This window comes from Pseudomonas sp. SWRI68 (assembly GCF_014269165.1).
Lineage (GTDB): Bacteria > Pseudomonadota > Gammaproteobacteria > Pseudomonadales > Pseudomonadaceae > Aquipseudomonas > Aquipseudomonas capeferrum.
In genome coordinates, this window is the sequence record NZ_JABWRU010000009.1 from 21,336 (window position 1) to 41,805 (window position 20,470).

14 protein-coding genes and 1 pseudogene are annotated in these 20,470 nt (G+C 61.6%); 8 read left to right on the forward strand and 7 right to left on the reverse strand.

What is annotated here, in order from left to right; all coding sequences use genetic code 11:
• The first annotated feature begins 634 nt into the window (after nucleotides 1–634).
• On the forward strand, nucleotides 635–4,423 hold the full coding sequence (locus HU770_RS14955) for an RHS repeat protein (protein ID WP_186664059.1): 3,789 nt from the start codon (nucleotides 635–637) through the stop codon (nucleotides 4,421–4,423).
• 11 nt (nucleotides 4,424–4,434) lie between these two features.
• Here the strand turns inward: HU770_RS14955 and HU770_RS14960 are convergent, their stop codons facing one another.
• The 6 genes from HU770_RS14960 to HU770_RS14985 all read right to left on the reverse strand — a co-directional run bounded on the left by HU770_RS14960 (nucleotide 4,435) and on the right by HU770_RS14985 (nucleotide 12,756).
• On the reverse strand, nucleotides 4,435–5,517 hold the full coding sequence (locus HU770_RS14960; RefSeq protein ID WP_186664061.1) for a fimbrial protein: 1,083 nt from the start codon (nucleotides 5,515–5,517) through the stop codon (nucleotides 4,435–4,437).
• 26 nt (nucleotides 5,518–5,543) lie between these two features.
• Nucleotides 5,544–8,042, reverse strand: coding sequence for a fimbria/pilus outer membrane usher protein (locus tag HU770_RS14965; protein WP_186664063.1), 2,499 nt, complete (start codon nucleotides 8,040–8,042; stop codon nucleotides 5,544–5,546).
• A 26-nt stretch (nucleotides 8,043–8,068) separates the two neighbouring features.
• Nucleotides 8,069–8,824 (reverse strand): molecular chaperone, encoded by a 756-nt coding sequence (locus tag HU770_RS14970; protein ID WP_186664065.1) that lies wholly within the window; start codon nucleotides 8,822–8,824, stop codon nucleotides 8,069–8,071.
• A gap of 90 nt (nucleotides 8,825–8,914) precedes the next feature.
• Nucleotides 8,915–9,457: a fimbrial protein gene (locus HU770_RS14975; protein ID WP_186664067.1), complete on the reverse strand. Its 543-nt coding sequence runs from the start codon at nucleotides 9,455–9,457 to the stop codon at nucleotides 8,915–8,917.
• Nucleotides 9,458–9,816: 359 nt separating this feature from the next.
• Complete coding sequence (locus HU770_RS14980) at nucleotides 9,817–10,227, reverse strand: PA2817 family protein (protein ID WP_186653738.1); 411 nt, start codon at nucleotides 10,225–10,227, stop codon at nucleotides 9,817–9,819.
• Nucleotides 10,228–10,308: 81 nt separating this feature from the next.
• Nucleotides 10,309–12,756: an acyl-CoA dehydrogenase gene (locus HU770_RS14985; RefSeq protein ID WP_186664069.1), complete on the reverse strand. Its 2,448-nt coding sequence runs from the start codon at nucleotides 12,754–12,756 to the stop codon at nucleotides 10,309–10,311.
• Between the two features lie 188 nt (nucleotides 12,757–12,944).
• On the opposite strand from HU770_RS14985, the gene HU770_RS14990 reads away from it, so the two are divergent.
• The 3 genes from HU770_RS14990 (at nucleotide 12,945) to HU770_RS15000 (ending at nucleotide 15,409) form a co-directional block, all read left to right on the forward strand.
• Nucleotides 12,945–13,568 (forward strand): glutathione S-transferase, encoded by a 624-nt coding sequence (locus HU770_RS14990; RefSeq protein ID WP_186653743.1) that lies wholly within the window; start codon nucleotides 12,945–12,947, stop codon nucleotides 13,566–13,568.
• Between the two features lie 132 nt (nucleotides 13,569–13,700).
• On the forward strand, nucleotides 13,701–14,633 hold the full coding sequence (locus tag HU770_RS14995; RefSeq protein ID WP_186653745.1) for an ABC transporter ATP-binding protein: 933 nt from the start codon (nucleotides 13,701–13,703) through the stop codon (nucleotides 14,631–14,633).
• Nucleotides 14,630–15,409 carry an ABC transporter permease gene (locus tag HU770_RS15000; protein ID WP_033700586.1) on the forward strand — a complete coding sequence of 260 codons (780 nt, stop codon included), beginning with the start codon at nucleotides 14,630–14,632 and terminating at the stop codon, nucleotides 15,407–15,409. Before HU770_RS14995 ends, HU770_RS15000 begins: the two co-directional genes overlap by 4 nt.
• Before the next feature lie 12 nt (nucleotides 15,410–15,421).
• Here HU770_RS15000 and HU770_RS15005 read toward each other — a convergent pair.
• Nucleotides 15,422–15,919: pseudogene (locus HU770_RS15005) on the reverse strand (DUF2062 domain-containing protein); the annotation flags it as partial.
• 142 nt (nucleotides 15,920–16,061) lie between these two features.
• Here HU770_RS15005 and HU770_RS15010 point away from each other — a divergent pair.
• The 4 genes from HU770_RS15010 to lpxK all read left to right on the forward strand — a co-directional run bounded on the left by HU770_RS15010 (nucleotide 16,062) and on the right by lpxK (nucleotide 20,462).
• Nucleotides 16,062–18,272 carry a DNA internalization-related competence protein ComEC/Rec2 gene (locus tag HU770_RS15010; protein WP_186664071.1) on the forward strand — a complete coding sequence of 737 codons (2,211 nt, stop codon included), beginning with the start codon at nucleotides 16,062–16,064 and terminating at the stop codon, nucleotides 18,270–18,272.
• Nucleotides 18,273–18,385: 113 nt separating this feature from the next.
• A complete protein-coding gene (locus HU770_RS15015; protein WP_047583574.1) occupies nucleotides 18,386–19,021 on the forward strand; it encodes a MotA/TolQ/ExbB proton channel family protein in 636 nt (211 codons plus the stop codon).
• Nucleotides 19,018–19,452: a biopolymer transporter ExbD gene (locus HU770_RS15020; protein ID WP_186653751.1), complete on the forward strand. Its 435-nt coding sequence runs from the start codon at nucleotides 19,018–19,020 to the stop codon at nucleotides 19,450–19,452. Before HU770_RS15015 ends, HU770_RS15020 begins: the two co-directional genes overlap by 4 nt.
• Complete coding sequence (lpxK, locus tag HU770_RS15025) at nucleotides 19,452–20,462, forward strand: tetraacyldisaccharide 4'-kinase (protein ID WP_186664073.1); 1,011 nt, start codon at nucleotides 19,452–19,454, stop codon at nucleotides 20,460–20,462. Before HU770_RS15020 ends, lpxK begins: the two co-directional genes overlap by 1 nt.
• Nucleotides 20,463–20,470 lie beyond the last annotated feature (8 nt).

The following is a 20,470-nucleotide window of genomic DNA, read 5'->3' on the forward strand; positions in this document are numbered from 1 at the left end:
GTTTGGCGCTTCAGGCACGCCGGGATCCAACGCGGGCGAAATGATGCGTTAGCCCTGACAAAACTATTGGAGAATTACGATGTTTTTAGATACTTTCCTGGTTCGATCATCGAGGGTAGGGGTGTTGCTGGCCGGGCTCCTTGTTGTACAAGGTTTGAACGCGCAAGGCCGCATTGTAATGCAAGGTGCTGACAGCAAGGGGAACCCCTCTGGGCCCACGTGCAGCCTTCTCCTGCCAGAGCGTTACAGTAATGAAGTCATTGTCAGAGCATTGGGTTGCCCCAACGGCGCATATCATATTACATTTGAGGGTGTGGGTAATTCGGGGCTTTTTCAATTCTCGTACGGCGAAAGTTGTGGTGTTGGTGCTGAGCCTGACATCATTGGTCTGTTAACGTGGGCAACATTGCAGACGACCGCTGACAGTGTCACGAGTGAGCGATTTTCCGCAGAGGACCTGTTCTCAACTTTTGATCCGAGGAATAGGAATATTATCGCGCCTGGACTCCGCCTGATTAGTAAAGATGCTGTGCCGGAGGCCAGGCAAGGTGGGCCATTTCAGTGCGTACGGTATATGCGCTTGTAACTCATCGGGCCGTGCGGGCAGAGATCCCTACTCGTTAATGAGGTGGTTATGACTACTCAACATTCTGTGCACTCGAATGCCTTCAACTTTATGAGCTTCGTCAAGGGCGGTGTCGACTCGCGTACTGGTCAATATACCGTGGCGCTCAAGTTGCCGGAGATCAAAGGCAATGACCTGCAGGGCCCTGCCTTCGAGGTCAATCTGTTTTTCAGCCCGTTGAATGGCGAAGACTCTGGCTATGGCCTGGGCTGGAATTTGCAACTGTCCCAGTACACCCCCCACAACCAGGTGCTGGCGTTAAGTAGCGGCGAAACCTACAAGATCACCGACCAGGGCACCAGCCCGATGACCCTGCGCGAGCAGAAGATAGACAGTTTTCATGTGTACCGCGAAGGCGATGCGGATTTACGTGTTGTGCACCGTTCTGGCCTGGTCGAGATTCTTACTCGGCAAGGCACCCGCGACCATCAGGTGTGGATGACATCCACGCTGTTGTCGCCCTTGGGGCATCGCCTTGATTTAACTTACAGCTTGTTCGACAGCCGCCACCCGATTCTCGACAGCGTCATCGACGGTAATGGCGCGCTGCTGTTCAAGCTTACCCGCCAAGGCGGCAAGGTCTCGTTGCTGGAGCAACCCGGGAAGGGTGCGGGGGGGGAGCCGTTGGCGACCTACGAAATTCACCTGACCAGCTCTGACTCGCGCGTTTCAAGCATCGTACTGCCCAGTGCGGATCGAGCCAGTTGGCGTTTTGCCTACAGCAGCGTGCGCGGGTTCCTGTGCGTAAGCGACGCCTGGACGCCTACGGGAGCTCACGAGCAGTTGATGTATGGCGACTCCGGCCACCAATTTCCCCCGGCCAGTGGGCGGCCAGCCTTGCCCCGCGTCACCCGTTACCTGGTTGACCCTGGGTTTGAGCAGGCGCTTGTCGACCATGAATATGAGTACCCCGGTGCTCACAACTTCGTCGGTGGTGGCACACAGATCCCGTGGGACGACACCTCTGGGTACGACAACCTGTACAGCTACCTCGACGCCTACGAGTACGGCTCCGATGAAAAGCTAATGATCGGCGGGCGTGTGGCCCGCGTCATTGAGCGTCGCTTCAACCGCCTGCACCTGATGGTCCGTGAAACGACCCGGCAGAACGGTCACGTACAGGAGAACATCACCCGCTACCATGTGGTCGACGGCAGGCCCTTCGAACAGCAGTCACCAACCTGTCAGCTGCCGATCGAAGACGTACGCAGCTGGGCGCTAGACGGCAGTTGTCTACCACCTCGTACCGAGCGAGTTACCCGCAGTTACGACAACCATGGCAACCTGCTGACCCAGACCGAGGCCACCGGTGTCAACCAGACCAACCAGTGGTATTCGGCAGCCGAAGAAGATGGCCATCCGGCCGACCCGGAAGGCTTCGTGCGCCACCTCAAGCAAACGACCACCACACCGGCTGCAACTGGCAAAGGGTTTGCGCCCGTGCTTTGCCGCACGTATCGCTACCTTACCCTGCCGGCCCTGAGCGGCAGCGGCGTCGCACCTGCGCATCTGGTCGAACAAGAGTCATTGTCCGATATTTCCTCCCAGGCGCTGCTGGAAACCACGCAGTTTCAGCATGCCGATGCGGACGAAGACGCCTTTCTCCACGGCAGGGTGATCAAGCAGGTCGTGAGCAATTTCGACGAGTCCTCGCCGGGCGTGTCGGAGGCTTACGAGACCACCACTGAATACGTTTACACCAAGGCCCCGGCTACCTATGCCTGTGAAACCGTATTGAAGACGCAAGAGCGGCTTAGCGGCCATGACGGCGAGAGCAAGACAATCCACCTCGAGCATTCGCTGCTCACTGGCGAGCCGCTGCTCAACCAAGACCAGACGGGGGCGGGCGAAAGCGACATCGAGATTCGTTATGAATACGACGCCTTGCGCCGCGTCACTCGCGAAACGGTAGCGCCCGGCAAACCTTATGAAGCTTCACGCCGTTACGAATATCGCCTCTGCGCGAATGAAGGCGATCAGGCGATGCAGTGGCAACATGACGTCAAGCAGGTCATGACGACCTCGTGTCTCGATGGCCTGAACCGCGCCATCGCTGAAGAGCGGCAAGATGTCGACAACCCCGATTTTGACGGTGCGTCTCGCCCCAGCTATCGCGCCCGCTACGATGCCTTTGGTTTGATGGTCGAGCAAACTGAAATCGACTGGCTGGGCCAGGACACGCTTGAGCTCACCACGACGTTCGAGTATGACGACTGGGGCGCCCAATACTGCATGACCGGGCCAGACGGGGTGAGCACCTTCGAGCAGACCGACCCGGTCGGCACGCCCCAGTCCAACGGGCCGATCATCACACAATGGCGAGAACATTGCGCTAGCCAGGCCATTACCGGCACGACCATCACCTGGCTGAACCTGTTCGGAAAGCCTGTGCGTATCGAGCGCTTCGACCTGGAGGATGTGGCGATCAGCCTGCAGCGTAACGAGTACGATGGCCTGGGGCGTGTGACCAAGGAAAGCGTAGGGCAGGGCTTGGACCCGCGGGTCAACCAGTACAGCTACGATGCCTTTGACCGCTTGCTAGCCCATACCCTGCCCGACACCCATGTCGTTCACCGTGCTTATGCACCGCACAGCCGCGAAGACCTGCCTATCAGCATCAAGGTCAACGCGATCTTGCTGGGTGAACAGACCTTCGACGGCTTGGGGCGTCGTACCAGCGCCACCACCGGTGGGCGCTTGCAACGCTTCGAATACGCCCCTGGCCAGGCACAACCGAGCCGGATGATCGCCGCCGATGGTGAAGTGGTCGAATATAAATACCTGCCAGCGCTCAGCGATGAACCGCAAAAACGCATCCTGTCGGGCGTCACGGCCAACTATCAGCGTGATCCGCAGAATGGCCGCCTGCTCAGTTGCGATACCCCCGAGATGAAAGTCACGCGTGAGTATTTCAGCACTGGCCAGGTCAAGTATGAACAGCGTGACGATGAACAGAGCCACAGCATGAGCTACGACTACAGCCTGCGTGGGCGCATCCTGGCGTATGCCGATGTTCTCGAACAACTCCAGCTGTACCAGTACGACACTGCCGGCCGTTTGCTGCAGACCCAGCTGTGCCGCCCGGTATCTGGGCCAGTGCCCGCGTACCAGGTGCATCACCAGGAACCCGAACTGGAAGTGTTGATCCAGGCGGACTTCACGTATGACGCCTTCGGGCGCAACGAAACTACCACCACCCGGGACATGCTCAGTGGGCAGGTCTTGAAGACCTCACTGCACTACGATGCATTCGAACGCGAGCAGTTGCGTACCTTTGACTTTGGCGATTCTGTCCAGACCCTCGAACAGCACTACGACGACATCGATAATATTACCAAGCGTGTGCTGAAGGAGGGCGAGGAGGTACTTCGTGACGAGGCATATTACTACGACAGAAGAGGCCGCCTTATCCGCTACAGTTGCACCCCGGACAGCCCGCTGGCCCCGGTTGACCCTTACGGCAAGACGATCACTCGACAGTCCTTCTCCTTTGACGAGCTGGACAATATCACCCGGGTCATCACCCTCTTCCCGGACGGGCGCAACCAGGCGATCTACGCCTTCGACAATACCGACCCTGTGCAGCTGAGCTCGATCACCAATGACCATGACGATTACCCGAAACGCATCGATTTGACGTATGACGCCAACGGCAATCTGGTGCGCGACGAGGCGGGGCGCGAGTTTCACTACGACTCGCTGAACCGCCTGCTGCAGGTGGTGACGCCTGAAACGTCAGCGAGTTATAGCTACGACCCGCAAGACGTGCTCAGCGGTACCACCAGCGCAGCCCGTTGAACCCCGGCAGGTTAGCGATAGCGGACGATGAAGTTCAAGGCGCCTTTGGCCAGCCCGGCACGCACAGCGTTGCTGGGCTTGGTCTGAATGAACTGCGCTGCGAAGTTGAGGGTGGTCGTGCCATCGTTGAGCGGCACCAGTTCCACTTCGGTCTGCAAAGGCACCGGGCTGCCGCCGTCCCCGAGCAAGCGGATGCCTACGCCTTCGGCGCCGGAGTCCCCGGTTAAGCCGAACACGCCGTCGCTGGGCGGGCCGATGGGTACTGAACCGTTGACCCCGGCGAATTCGATGGTGGCGTAGGTATTGCGGTCCGGGTCGATCTGGCAGCCGCTCAGGACGATCTGGAAGGGCGTCGGCCGGGTGACGAAACCAACGCCGGTGAAGTCCGAGGTGGCCCAGTCGCCCAGCAGCACCGGGTTGGCGCTGACCCCACTGCCACTCAGGCTGCATTCGGTATTCCTGATTTGCCCCTTCAGGTAGTAGATGAAGGCATGGCCGATGTTCGGGTGATCCAGGTGGCCGCTGAACAGGGGAGTATCCAGGTTGTGTATACCCAGGGGTGTGTCACCTGTTTTCACGAGTGTGATCCTGTGGCTCAGGTGGGTGAACGCGAATTCCGTCAGCCATGACTGCCGGTTGTGGACGGCCTGGAAGGGCACAAAGGGCTCACCTATCGGGACGAAGTGCGAGTCGTTGAGGTTGTTGAACGGACTACCGATGCGCACCCGTGCGCCAATGCCCGGCACATTGGTGGGCATGACGGGGCCATCAAAACCTGGCACCGGTACCAACGCCTGCATCTCGCTGAACGTGAATGTATAGCGCTGCGTTCCATCGTTATTGCACACAAGCCTTGCGCGTTCGGGATTGGGGGTAAAGGCCTGATTGTTCTCGATGCCCAGCAGCCGTCCCACCCTGGCGTCGCGCGGCACGTGGACGGTGCCTAAGTCTCTGGTAAATGTCATTGGTCCGCTCGGCTGCTTGCTGTCCCAATGGCAATAATGACTCGTGACTTCATTTGCCAGTGCCTGCTGGTGCTGGCAAATGATGACCACGAGCGCGGCCAAGGGCAGCCAGGACTTGATTGATCTCATGTGTGCGGTTTCCTCGTGCGATGCATTCAAGCGCAAGTTAGGTTTTGCAGGCGGTAGCCCTGGGTGCTGTCGAGGGCCTGCGGGTCGACGTCGAACTCACAGCTATCATCCGCCTGATCACCCCATTGCACGCTCAAGGTCTGGGCCTGTTCGACGTCGCTCAGCATGACGCGCCCGCCCTGGCCAATAAGCCCAAGCATCTGGCCGTCGCGGTCTTGCAGGCGAGCGCCGAATGGCAGCGGCTGGCCACCGGCGTCGTGCAGGGTCAGCACCAGGCGGGTAACGTGGCGGGCGGCGAAGCGCTGTTTGACGATGGCGCCGCGTCGCGGTACGACTTGCGCGGTGCCGTTGTCGATCTCGACTTCGGGGCCCAGTTGGTCGGTCTGTAAAACCAGGTTATTGACCCGATAGGGTTGCAGGTAGGGGATCATGGCGTAGCCGTCCTGGTTGGTCTGTGCGGCTGTCGCGTTCTGCACACCCACCCCCGCCACCGCCGGCACCTCGACCACTGCCGCCGTGTCCCCCACGTAGGGGCCGAACAGCAGCCCGTCACCGTGCAGCAATACCGCACCGCTGGCGTTCAAGGAGAAGTTGCGATAGTCGCTGGCCTCGGTCAGGCCTGCGCTGACCGAGGCATACGGGCCTTGATGGATGATCGTCAGGGCAGCGTTGTTGCGGTAGCGTTCATCCTGGCCGACGCTTGCGTTGTAGCTGTAGCCTTCTTCGTTGCCCCTGAGCGAGGCGCGCTGGTTGTAGCCGTTGGCATTGCTGAAGACGTTGTAGCCAACGTGGGTAGAGCGCCCGAACTCCAGCGGCATGGACAGGCTCAGGCCAAGTTGCCGGGACTTGCCACGTGCATCAGACAACGACTGTGAAGCGAACAGGTTCCAGCTGACGCCTGCCAGGTGGGTATTGAAGCCGAGTTGATATTGGCGCTGTGTGTCGTTGTGTTGCCAGTAATCCTGCTGCGACAGGCTCAAGCTCAGTGAGTGGCGTTTGCCCAGCGACTGGTAAACTGACGCCTCCATGCGGCTACGGCGGCTACCCAGAAACAGGCCCTCGCGGCCGCGTTGGCTTACCGCTTCGTCAAAATCTCGGTAGCCTTCGGTCGAATAGCGATAGCCGGCAAAGCGCAGGCTAGTGCCGGTGATAAAGGCCTTGCCGTATTTCAGTGCGTAGCTCAGCCCCTGCACTTGGGCACCGGTGTTGGCATCCACCTCGGCGCGGGCGTGGGTAACGTCAAAGGCCAACGCGCCCAGTTCGGCAAAATCCCGGCCCACACCCAGGTTGGCGGCGTGGTAATACTCACTGGCCATGAGGCCGCCGTACAGGGTGGTGTTCCACGCCAGACCTGTCGCGAGGGTGCCCTGCGCCAGCCATGGCTTGTCCAAGCTGCTGGCAGGATTGTAACGGGCGAATGCCGCGCTGTAGCGCCATACGCCCCGGCGCATGAGGTTGCCGATGCTGGAGTACGGTTGGGTGAAGCGCTTTACCTCGCCGTCGTCTTCGGTCAGGACAACCTCCAGTTCTCCGCTGCCAGAGGTGCTGAGGTCATCGATCGCATAGGGGCCTGGGCTGACGAAGGTTGAGTAGATCGGGTAGCCGTTTTGCCACACTTCCAGTTTCGCCCGCGTCTGCGCCACGCCACGGATGATCGGGGCATAGTTTTGCAGTACGTCGGGCAGCATGCCAATGTCCGAGGCGATGCGTACACCGCTGACCGGGATGCCTCGAAACACGTCGCTGTCGAGAAAGGTCTCGCCCAAGGTAAGGTTGGCGCGGGTGCCGGGGATATCCCGTTGTGCGTAGGTCTGGGTGCGGGTCCACTGCTGTTCGCCATCGTTGGCATCGCGCCACGACTGGCTGCTGCGCAGGCGCCAGTCGCCGAGATTGATCCCCGTGTTCAGGTACAGATCGCTGCTGGCAGTGCTCCCGCTGCGGCGATGGCGGCCCTGCAGGGTGGATGCCTGGTAATTGATGAACGCAGCGTTGATCCCCTTGTCCCATCGTGCAGGGTCGACGCTGCCGGCGATGCCGCGGCGCATGGCGATTTGCGGGACGGAAAGCGCCACTTGCAGTGTGCTGCTATCGAAATCGACTGTGGCGCCCGGGATGACCCTTGCGAGGTCGAGGCAGGCGGCGTTGCTGAGGCTGGCATCGGCCAAACCCTCTGCCCTGACACCGAACTCGGCGAGCATTGCTGCGGGCAGGCAGGGCGCAAGCTGCTGATTGTCGTCTGCGCTGAAGTCCAGTTCGCGGCTGCCTACTGGGTTGAGGTTGACCAGGATATCAACCCGATAACGGCCTGCGGCGAGGGTCTGATGCTCACTCAATGTGTTGAGGATCGCGCTGGATACGCCTTGGGCAAGCTCACTGGTATGGCGCAAAAAGCCCGCATTGAATTCCACGGGGGCGGTACTTTGCGCATGAACGGTCGGCGTCCAGATGGCCAAGCTACCTGACAGGCACAAAAAGCCATACCACTGACGGCCTGATGCCCGCCAGCTAGGCGTGATAACGATCATTGGGACGAATCCTTGCCGGGGGGCTGTTAACGGGTGGCAGCGACGGGTTGCTTGAGCAATGGGGTGAACCCACCGAAGTCATTGATCACGCCGAACTCCGCCTGAAGCTGGCTGCTGGGCTGGATGCCCTTGACGACGTAGTCTTCGCCACTGAAAGGGGCAAGCATGGCCGGGTTTTTCACGCGGGCGGATTGCTGCGGGTCGGCGAGGTTGAGCTGGCTGAACGTGATATGGAAAGGGGAGGGGTTGTGCACCCGCAAGTGAGCCTCACCTGCGACCATGCGCAATGAGAACTGCAGGTTTTTAGCCTCGGTCGCCGGGGTGCCTTTGAGCTGATGGGGCCTGTAGAACAGTTTCAGCCGAGTGCGCAGGGCAATGTTCAAAGCATTGCCTTGGCCAGGAACGGCCTGCGGGATTTCCTGGACATTGAGGAAGAACAGCGATTCGCGGTCTTCGGCCAATGTGTTGGGCAGTGCGTTGATCTGCAGCAGTTGTTCGTTGCCCGGTACCAGACGGAATAATGCGGGCGCCGGCAGCAGCGGTACCACGCTGACATTGTCGTCCGCTTCAGTGTTGATCCAGGCCTGTACCGCGTACGTCTGTTGGCTCGGGTTACGAACCACTACCGAGGTGCTGCGGTTGTCGCTCTGATGGATGATTCTGGTATTGCTCAGGGTCAACGCCGCGTGGCTATCTGCAGTTGGCATGCCGAGAATGAATACGGCCGCGCAGGCGGCCACGGCGGGATGCGCACGAAGCGCCCGATACAATGAAAATGGCATGTGGGTAGCCCCCTGAGCCAGGCGCAGCGCGCGCCTGGCAATGACATTCAAACAGGCGTACAACGCTTAACGTTGTACGTGTGCTCAGTGTTACTTGATGGTGACGGTGAAGTTCACATCCGCATTGGCCTCGCCGGCATCGACGGGGAAGCCAATCGAGCGGTAGTAGGCATAGAACGGAATAACAGTGTCGCCACTGGCGGCGAGGGGCATATCCGCCGATTGTGTGCCAGGAACCAGCAAGTTGGAGTTGCTGTCGCGTATGGCGATGGCAATATTGTCTGCAGCATTGGCTCCGCTTTTGATCGCGAAATAACTACCGCTTGAGTCTGCACTGCCGGCAAACAATACGTTGGCTTCGTTGCTGGTGCCTTTGCATTCCTGTTGGTCCGGGATTACGACGTTGAAGCGCTTGCCCACGCGTTCCTGGTTGGCGGCGGTGAAGCTTGCTGCAGGAACGCTGCCCATGTCTACGCTATTGCTCGCGCCATTGCCCGGATCGATGATGGTAATTGGGCAAGTGTCGGCAGTAATGCTGCCTTCAAAGTTGATGATGCCGGTGTTGGCAAATGCGGTATTCATAGCCGTTGCCGAAAGCAGGCCGAGCGAAAGCGCGAGAAGAGACTTCTTCATTAATGACCTCTGGTTTGATAGTGGAGTGTATGTGGCAATCATGCGCAAACTGACGAGCGTGGTTAGTTTGGGGCGTGACGCCGGTTGCAAGTGTAGGGGTGGGTGTTTTTAATGTGCAATACTGAATATTGCAGTGACTGCCAATTATTTTTTTCAAATAGGCGGATGCAGATTTTTATGTTGTATTTTCTGAAGAAGTTTAAGTGGGAAAGGAAGGCCGTGTGGGGTGCGGGTGAGTTGCAATCAGAATAGTTTGCAAGGTGGGGTAAATAAGGAGGCGGGGGTTTAACTGCTGAGTGACGGCCGGGTGTGAGAATTACGCCTCACGCAGGGCATGAGGCGTAATCAGGCTGGGCCGGTCAGTGCAAGTCACCCTGGCCTGGCAGGGCCAACAGTTTTTTTTCCAGGTGCCAGTCGAAGGGTTCATCATTTTGCTCGGCTTCATGGCGACGTTCTTCGAGCTGCTGATATAAGTCCAACTCATCGTCGGGCATGAAGTGCAGGCAGTCGCCGCCGAAGAACCACAGTAAGTCACGTGGCACCAGATGAGCGATCTGCGGATAGCGCTGGATGACCTGGCAGATCAGGTCCTGGCCCAGGTACTGACTCTCCAGAGGGTCTTGGGGCAGCAGTGTCAGCAGTTCGTCGAAGCGCTCGAGGAACAGGGCGTGGCTTTCTTCTGGCACCTGCTCGGCTTCGCCCAGGGCAACCAGGATGGTGCGCAGGTGATGCAGCAGTTGCAGGTGGTAGTCCAGGTGCGGGGTGGCCATGGAAGGGACCTCGGGGTGGCTGAAAACGGGGGCGGAGTATACGCCGGTCGGGGCCGCTGTGCGGCCCCTTTTGCCGATCGCTCAGCGCACCTTGCCTGTTGTCGGCAGCAGTTGCGCCTTGTCGAACGCATCCACATCGATCACCGCTCGCCGAGCCGTTTCGGCAGCATGAAGGCGCTGAGCCTCCGCAGGCTGAAGCACACCCGAGTCGACGGCAGCGTCAACCGCCAACTGCCCGGCTGCCGGTTGCACCTTGCCTTCCTTGAGCGCCTGGTGCAGGGCCTTGTGCAGGGGCGCTACGTCATCCAGCAGGTCGCTTGCCCGTTGCAGCGCCGCAACCGGATCGCCTTCTGCCTGGGGCCTGTAGCAACCGGCCAGCAGCTCTTCCAGTGCAGGGTCACCCTTGCTGCGGCCGATCAGTTCGGCTACTTCGGCATCCAGTTCATCACTGGGGCCGGTATGACGACGGCCGAACGGAAACACCAGCACGCGCAGCGCGCAGCCCATGAAGCGGTTGGGGAAGTTGTCGAGCAGACGGTCCAGCGCATTTTCCGCCTGGCCTAGACTCTCCTCCATCGCCCAGCGCAACAGCGCTCGCATGTGCTCTGGGGAGCCCAGATCGTGATAGCGCTTGAGCGCGGCAGAGGCCAGGTACAAGTAGCTCAGCACATCACCCAGGCGTGCGCTCAGGCGTTCGCGGCGCTTGAGTGCCCCGCCCAGCAGCATCATCGACAAGTCGGCCATCAGTGCAAAGGCTGCCGCCTGGCGGTTGAGGGCGCGGAAGTAGCCCTGGCTCAGGGCATCGCCCGGCACTTTTTCCAGGTGGCCCAACCCCAGTCCATACACCAAGGTGCTGGCCGCATTGCCGGCGGCGAACATGATGTGCTTCATCAGCAGTTCATCGAACTCGACCAGCGCCTGGTCACGGTCTTCGCGAGCGGCCAGTGCCATCTCCTTGAGTACGAACGGGTGGCAGCGGATGGCGCCCTGGCCAAAGATCATCAGGTTGCGCGAGAGGATATTGGCGCCTTCGACGGTGATGAAGATCGGCGCCCCTTGCCAGTTGCGCCCCAGGTAGTTGTTGGGGCCCATGATGATGCCCTTGCCGCCGTGTACGTCCATGGCATGCTGGATGCATTCGCGGCCACGCTCGGTCAGGTGGTACTTGAGAATGGCCGACAACACCGAAGGTTTCTCGCCCAGGTCCACGGCCTTGGCCGTCAGCAAGCGGGCGCTGTCCATCAGCCAGGCGTTGCCGCCGATGCGGGCCAGCGATTCCTGGATACCTTCGAAGGCGGCCAGTGGCACGTTGAACTGTTCGCGAATGTTCGCGTACTGGCCGGTCACCAGGCTGGTGTACTTGGCCGCGCCTGTGCCTACGGCTGGCAGCGAGATGGAACGGCCCACCGACAGGCAGTTCATCAGCATCATCCAGCCCTTGCCGAGCATGTCCTTGCCGCCGATGAGGAAGTCCAGGGGCACGAACACGTCCTTGCCACTGTTAGGGCCATTCATGAAGGCCGCGCCCAGTGGCAGGTGGCGCTTGCCGATTTCAACGCCAGGGGTATCGGTCGGGATCAGCGCCAGGCTGATACCGAGCTCTTCTTCTTCGCCAAGCAGATGGTCTGGGTCATAGGCCTTGAAGGCCAGGCCCAGCAGAGTAGCGACCGGGCCCAGGGTGATGTAGCGCTTCTCCCAGTTCAGACGCAGGCCGATGACCTCTTCGCCGTGCCATTGGCCTTTGCAGATGACACCCGTGTCAGGCATGGCGCCCGCATCGGAACCGGCCAGCGGGCCGGTGAGGGCGAAGCAAGGGATATCGTCACCGCGGGCCAGGCGCGGCAAGTAGTGGTTGCGCTGTTCGTCGGTACCATAATGCAGCAGGAGCTCGGCCGGGCCCAGTGAGTTGGGGACCATGACGGTGGAGGCCAGGTCGCCGCTGCGCGTGGCCAGTTTCATGGCCACCTGGGAATGGGCATGGGCAGAGAAGCCCTTGCCGCCGTACTCCTTGGGGATGATCAGGGCGAAGAAGCCATGCGTCTTGATGTGCTGCCAGGCCTCGGGCGGCAAGTCCATGTCCTGGCCGATTTGCCAGTCACTGACCATGGCGCAGAGCGCTTCGGTCGGGCCATCGATGAAGGCCTGTTCCTCTTCGGTGAGTCTCGGCGCCGGGTAGGCGAGCAGGGTGCGCCAGTCTGGGCGGCCGCTGAACAGCTCGCCATCCCACCACACGGTGCCAGCATCGATCGCTTCGCGTTCGGTTTGCGACATGGGCGGCAAGGTACGCTGGAACCATTTGAACACAGGGCCCGTGAATACCTTGCGGCGCCAGTCAGGCAGCACCAGCAGCGCGGTTTTGGCTGCGAGTATCAGCCAGATCACCGCTAGCAGCCAGCCGGGGGCCTTGCTGAAGATACCCATCAGCAGCGTATAGATGGCGATGATGCCGAGTATCTGCAAGGGCGGCAGGCGCCGGTGCGTGAGGTACGCAGCGCCGATCACCAGAACCACCAACCACAACAGCAACATAATCACTCCTCCTTGGAACCAGGGGCTAGAGCTAACCCACAGAGCTTAGACGCAACGCTATGAACGGCATCGTCAGAACAGTGACAGGGTGTGGCAGCAGGAGTTTCAGGGCATCGTCTGTCTATGCTGGTACAGGCGGCGCAGGTCTGGAGTAGACTTCAGCCCTCTGCACTCATAAGGACGTTGCCATGCTGAAGATCTGGGGCCGCAAGAACTCGAGCAATGTGCGCAAGGCGCTGTGGGTCGCCCACGAGCTGGGCCTCGACTTCGAATCCATCGATGCCGGCGGCGCTTTCGGCGTGGTCAACGAGCCGCACTACCGTGCACGCAACCCCAATGGCCTGGTGCCGATGCTCGAAGATGGCGACCTGACCCTGTGGGAGTCCAATACCATCGTGCGCTACCTCTGCGCCGAGTACGGCCAGGCGCAGGGCTGGTACCTGGACGACCCGCGTCAGCGGGCCCTGGCAGACAAGTGGATGGACTGGACCACCTCGTCCTTCGCCACCCCGTTCCGCCCGTTGTTCTGGGGCCTGCTGCGCACGCCTGAAGACCAGCGCGACTGGGTGGCGATCAACGCCGCACACAAGCAGTGCGCGCAATTGCTGGCGATTGCCGATGAAACCCTGGCCAGGCAACCCTACCTTTCGGGTGACCAGATCGGCATGGGCGACATCCCACTGGGTAGCTTCATCTATGCCTGGTTCGAACTGCCCATCGAACGCCCGGCCATGTATCACCTGGAGGCCTGGTACGCGCGCCTCAAACAGCGCCCCGCCTATCAGGCAGCGGTGATGACAGCGCTGACTTGAACCTGCCTCGATAGTCACTATCAATACACATGACTGTACTTGTGCGGCCGGCCCTAGCACCATGGCCGCACTCACTGCGCCAGTGATTTGCCCTGGCGTGTCCTGACCTTTTCACTCGGTACGTGACCCGCTATGAGTTCTGCCCTGTCCATTCGACAGCTGACCAAAACCTACGGTAATGGCTTCCAGGCCCTCAAAGGCATCGATCTGGACGTCGCCGAAGGTGACTTTTTCGCCTTGCTCGGCCCCAACGGCGCCGGTAAATCCACCACCATCGGTATTCTTTCGACCCTGGTCAACAAGACCAGCGGCACGGTGAACGTGTTCGGCCACGACCTGGACCGCGAGCCTTCTGCGCTCAAGCGCTGCCTGGGCGTGGTGCCGCAGGAATTCAACTTCAACCAGTTCGAAAAGACCTTCGATATCGTCGTCACCCAGGCTGGCTATTACGGCATCCCACCCAAGCTTGCCAGGGAACGCGCCGAGCAGTACCTGACCCAGTTGGGCCTGTGGGACAAGCGCGACGTGCAGTCGCGTTCGCTGTCGGGTGGCATGAAGCGCCGGCTGATGATTGCCCGTGCGCTGATCCATGAGCCGCGCCTGCTGATTCTCGATGAGCCCACCGCTGGTGTGGACATCGAGCTGCGCCGGTCGATGTGGAGCTTCCTCACCGAGCTCAACCAGAAGGGCATCACTATCATCCTCACCACGCATTACCTGGAAGAGGCTGAGCAGCTGTGCCGTAACATCGGCATCATCGACCACGGCACTATCGTCGAGAACACCAGCATGCGCCAGCTACTGGGCAAGCTGCATGTCGAAACCTTCGTTCTCGACCTCAAGCAGGACCTGCCCGCCGCCCCTGCGCTACAGGGCTACCCGTGCCGGTTGATCACCCCGCATACCCTGGAGGTGCAGGTGGACAAGGACATCGGCATCACGGCGCTGTTCGGCCAGCTGGCGCTGCAGAACATCGAAGTGCAGAGCTTGCGCAACAAGACCAACCGACTTGAGGAGCTGTTCGTGTCCCTGGTGGAAAAAAACCTGTCGAAGGTGGCCGTATGAGTGTGGAACTGCGCACCAACTGGGTCGCCCTCAACACCATCGTCTACCGTGAAGTGCGGCGCTTCCTGCGGATCTGGCCACAGACCTTGCTGCCGCCAGCGATCACCATGGTCCTGTACTTCGTCATCTTCGGTAACCTGATCGGCCGGCAGATCGGCGACATGGGTGGTTTTACCTACATGGAGTACATCGTGCCCGGGTTGATCATGATGTCGGTGATCACCAACTCTTATGGCAATGTGGTGTCGAGTTTCTTCGGCAGCAAGTTCCAGCGCTCGATCGAAGAACTGATGGTGTCGCCGGTATCGCCGCACACCATTCTCGTCGGCTATGTGCTGGGCGGCGTATTGCGTGGGCTGGCAGTGGGGGTGATCGTCACGATCCTGTCGATGTTCTTTACTCACCTGCAGGTGCATCACCTTGGCGTCACTGTCGTCGTGGTGCTGCTGACGGCCACGATTTTCTCGTTGCTCGGCTTCGTCAACGCGGTGTTCGCACGTAACTTCGATGACATCTCGATCATCCCCACTTTCGTGCTGACGCCGCTGACGTACCTGGGCGGGGTGTTCTATTCGATCAACCTGCTGCCGCCGTTCTGGCAGGCCGTGTCAATGGCCAACCCGGTGCTGCACATGGTCAACTCGTTCCGCTACGGCATCCTAGGGGTGTCGGATATCAGCATTGGCACGGCGATCACCTTCATGCTGGTCGCCACTGCGGTGCTCTACACCCTCTGCATTCGCCTGCTGGTCAGCGGCCGCGGCATGCGTGCATGAGCATTTGAGCTTGCGCCGGCGCCACTGCCGGCCAACCCACCAGCGCCAGTACAGCATGGTGGTGAAGTAGGCGAGGATGCCCAGCACCACGCCGCAGACCACCGAGCCCAGCAGGAAGGGTTGCCACACGGTCGACAGCTGGTCGGTGATCCATTCGAAGGTCAGTTCGTCGGGCAGTGTGCGCGGCGGGATCTGCAACAGCCAGGCGCCGGTCATGTAGGTGATGAAGAACACCGGTGGCATGGTCAGCGGGTTGGTCAGCCATACCAGGCTGACGGCGATTGGCAGGTTGCCACGTACCGGGATCGCCAGCGCAGCGGCCAGCAGCATCTGCATGGGGATGGGGATCAGCGCTGCGAACAGCCCCACGCCCATGGCCCGAGCCACCGAGTGCCGGTTCAGGTGCCAGAGGTTCGGGTCGTGCAGCAATTTGCCGAAAAAGCGTAAGGACTTGTGTTCCCGAATGCTGGTCGGATCCGGCATGTAGCGTTTGAAAAGACGGCGCGGCATGTAGGCTCCCGGGGCGTTTATCGGGGCAGTATGCCTTGAATCCCTAACCGCCTCGTTTAGAGTTTGTGACAATTGTTGAGCAAGGTTTGCCAGCATTTGCGCTATGCCTCAGAAGGTCATTTCGCTTCTGGGGCTCTACCTTATGCGCACAGGGATGTTTGCGCTCGCACTCGGGCTGCTTTGCCTGGGTTTTCTTCCCGTATTGCCATCGGTCGGATGGCTGCTTGTGCTGTTGCTCGGCGCCGTCGCCAGCCTGTTCACCCGGTTGTGGCCATTGGGCTGCTTTGTGCTGGGGCTGTGCTGGGCGTGCTGGTCGGCCCAGCACGCGCTGGACGATCGGCTCGCGCCTGGGCTTGATGGCCGCACAGTGTGGCTGGAGGGCAGGGTAGCTGGCCTGCCGAGCCGCACCGCGCAAGGTGTGCGGTTCGAGCTGGAGCAGGCCGCTTCGCGGCGTGGCGCATTGCCACGGCGCTTGCAGCTGAGCTGGTACGACGGGCCGCCACTCAGGGCGGGCGAGCATTGGCGTTTGGCGGTGACCTTGCAGCGCCCTGCCGGGCTGCTGAACCCGCACGGGCCTGATCGCGAAGCGCAGTTGCTGGCCCGGCGGATTGGCGCCACTGGCACGGTCAAGGCTGGGCAGGTGTTGAACGCAGTGGCCGGTGGCTGGCGGGACGAACTGCGCCAACGCCTGCTGGCGGTCGATGCCAACGGCCGGCAGGCGGCGCTGGTGGCGTTGGTGCTTGGGGATGGCGGGGGCCTGGCCCGCGAGGATTGGCAGACGTTGCAGGCCACGGGCACGGTCCATCTGCTGGTGATCTCTGGGCAGCATATCGGCCTGGTCGCGGGCCTGCTGTATGGCTTGGTCGCCGGGCTGGCGCGGTGGGGGCTTTGGCCCGCACGGCTGCCCTGGTTGCCCTGGGCGTGTGGCTTGGCCATGGCGGCAGCACTGGCCTATGGCTGGCTGGCCGGCGCTGGCGTACCGGTACAGCGCGCCTGCCTGATGCTGGCTGTGGTGCTGCTCTGGCGCCTGCGTTTTCGCCACCTCGGCGCCATGCTGCCGTTGCTGCTGGCGCTGGTCGCGGTGCTGCTGGTCGAACCGTTGGCGGGGCTGTTGCCTGGGCTCTGGCTGTCGTTTTCTGCCGTGGCCATTCTTATTTATTGCTTCAGCGCCCGGTTGGGCGGCTGGCGGCCCTGGCAGGCCTGGACGCGCGCGCAGTGGGTGATCGCTATCGGTTTGCTGCCGGTGCTGCTGGCCACTGGTTTGCCGGTGAGCCTGAGCGCGCCGCTGGCCAATCTGCTGGCGGTACCGTGGGTCAGCCTGGCGGTTTTGCCGTTGGCGTTGCTGGGTACGTTGCTTTTGCCCCTGCCGGGCTTCGGGGAGGCGCTGTTGTGGCTGGCCGGTGGCTTACTGGATGTGCTGTTCAGGGTGTTGGCCGTGGTCGCGGGCTGGCGGCCAGCCTGGGTGCCGCCGGCTCTGCCACTGTGGGCCTGGGCGTTGGTTGGCGTGGCCGCGCTGTTGGTGTTGTTGCCCCGTGGCGTGCCCATGCGCGGGTTGGGTGGGGTCATGCTGCTGGCCCTGTGGGTACCCAGAGAGCCGGTGGCGGCAGGGCAGGTGGAAGTCTGGCAGTTGGATGTCGGCCAGGGGCTGGCGGTACTGCTGCGTACCCGTCATCACAGCCTGCTCTACGATGCCGGGCCGGCCAAGGGTGAGTACGACCTGGGCGAGCAGGTGGTGCTGCCAACCCTGCGCAAGTTGGGGGTGGGCAGCCTTGACCTGATGTTGATCAGCCACGCCCACGCCGACCATGCGGGCGGTGCTGGGGCTATCCACCGTGGGCTGCCGGTCAGGCGGATGCTGGGTGGCGAGGCGCTGGAGGGCCTGGCGCTGCAACCATGTGCCAGTGGGGAGCAATGGGAATGGGATGGGGTGCGCTTTTCGCTATGGCGTTGGGCCGAAGGGCAAAGCAGCAATGACCGCTCTTGTGTGCTGCTAGTCGAGGCGCAGGGGGAGCGGCTGCTGTTGGCTGGGGATATGGAGGCGGGTGGCGAACGGTCATGGCTGGCGGCTCACGGGGCGACACGTATCGATTGGTTGCAGTCACCGCACCATGGCAGCCGTAGTTCGTCCACCGAGGCGTTTATCCGCGCTACGGCGCCGCGCGGGGTACTGATTTCGCGGGGGCGTAACAACAGTTTTGGTCATCCACATGCGCAAGTGGTCGAACGTTATCGGCGGCATGGGCTGGCGATTCATGATACGGCGGTGGAAGGGGCGTTGCGGTTGGTGTTGGGGGCGCAGGGGGCGGTGGAAGGTGTGCGCGGGCAGCGGCGGTTTTGGCGGGGTGGGGAATGAGGCCCTGAAGCGCTACCGCTGAAAACCCGGCAGCCAATTCCCTGACCTTCGGCAGATGAGCCCCCTGCGCTCCTATGATAGAGTGGCGGCCTTTTTCCGAAGGGGCGTTTACTGTGTGGGAATTGGTCAAGTCCGGTGGTTGGATGATGCTGCCGATCATTCTTAGTTCCATCGTTGCCATGGCTATCGTCGTCGAGCGCCTGTGGACCCTGCGCGCCAGCCGCGTGACCCCGCCACACCTGCTGGGCCAGGTCTGGATATGGATCAAGGACAAGCAACTCACCAGTGACAAGCTCAAGGCCCTGCGCGCCGATTCGCCGTTGGGCGAAATCCTCGCTGCGGGCCTGGCCAACTCACGCCATGGTCGCGAGATCATGAAAGAGTGCATCGAGGAGGCCGCGTCGCGCGTCATCCACGACCTTGAGCGCTACATCAGCACCCTCGGCACCATTGCCGCGATGGCCCCGCTGCTGGGCTTGCTGGGCACCGTATTGGGCATGATCGACATCTTCAGCGCCTTTATGGGCTCGCAGATGACTGCCAATGCCGCTGTGCTGGCCGGCGGTATCTCCAAGGCACTGGTCACCACCGCAGCGGGCTTGATGATCGGTATCCCGGCGGTGTTCTTCCACCGCTTCCTGCTGCGCCGCATCGATGAGCTGGTAGTCGGTATGGAGCAAGAGGCGATCAAGCTGGTGGAAGTGATCCAGGGCGACCGCGAAGTCGAAGTGGCCGGAGGCAAGGCGTGAAGTTTCGGCGCAATCGCCAGCGGGAGAACGTCGACATCAACCTGGCGTCGTTGATCGACGTGGTGTTCGTCCTGCTGCTGTTCTTCGTGGTCACCACCACCTTCACCCGCGAGACGCAACTGCGCGTCGAGCTGCCCGAGGCCGCCAGTGCCGAGCAGCCGCCGGCCGATGAGGGCAAGCGGGTGGAGATCACCATCAGCGCCGAGGGCGTGTATTCGGTGAACAACAACCTGCTGCCCAAGAGCGACCTGGCCACCTTGAGCGAGGCCATCGAGCAGGCGTCGGGCGGTGATCACAGTTTGCCGCTGGCGATCAGCGCCGATGGCAAGACCCCGCACCAGGCCGTGGTTACCGCGATGGATGCGGCCGGCAAGCTCGGCTTCAGCCAGTTGCGCATGACCACCGTCGAGGCCGCCCAGGGGACACCTTGATGGCCTTCGCCGACCGTTTGCTCGCCGCCTGGTACGCCGGGCATCCGGCGCTGGCGCTGCTGCGCCCGCTCGAAGCCCTGTACCGCCGTGTGGTGATACGCAAGCGTGCGCGTTTTCTCAGGGGTGAAAGCGCCAGCTACCGAGCCCCAGTGCCGGTCATCGTGGTGGGCAACATCACCGTGGGCGGTACTGGCAAGACACCGATGATCCTCTGGCTGATTGAGCATTGCCGAAAGCAGGGGCTCAAGGTCGGGGTGGTCAGCCGCGGTTATGGCGCCAAGCCCATGCATCTGCCCTGGCGCGTCGAGGCCGATCAGCGCGCCGAACAGGCCGGTGATGAACCGCTGTTGATCGTGCAGCGCACCGGCGTGCCGCTGATAATCGACCCTGATCGGTCCCGCGCCGTACAGGCGCTGCTGGCCAGCGAGCCGCTTGACCTGATCCTGTGCGATGACGGCATGCAGCACTACCGCCTGGCGCGCGACCTTGAGCTGGTGCTGATTGATGCCGCCCGTGGCCTTGGCAATGGGCGCTGCCTGCCGGCCGGGCCGCTGCGCGAACCGGTCGAACGCCTGCAAGAGGCCGATGCGGTGCTGTTCAACGGTGCCAGCGCTGACGCAGAAGCAGGTTTTTCCTTCCGCTTGCAGCCGTCCGCGCTGGTCAATGTGCGCAGCGGCGAGCGTCGCGGCCTTGATCTATTCCCGGCAGGCCAGCGCCTGCATGCGGTGGCGGGTATCGGTAACCCGCAACGTTTCTTCAATACCCTGCTGGGGCTAAACTGGCAGCCGGTGCCGCACCCTTTTGCCGACCACGCACAATTCAGCGCCGACCGCCTGTCGTTCACACCGCCATTGCCGCTGGTGATGACCGAGAAGGACGCGGTCAAATGCCGTGCCTTCGCTGCCAACGACTGGTGGTACCTGGCCGTCGAGGCGCAGCCGTCGCCGGCGTTCAGCGCCTGGTTCGACAGCCAGCTGCAACGCTTGCTGCCTGGGCACCGTAAGCCCTGAGCCCCTAA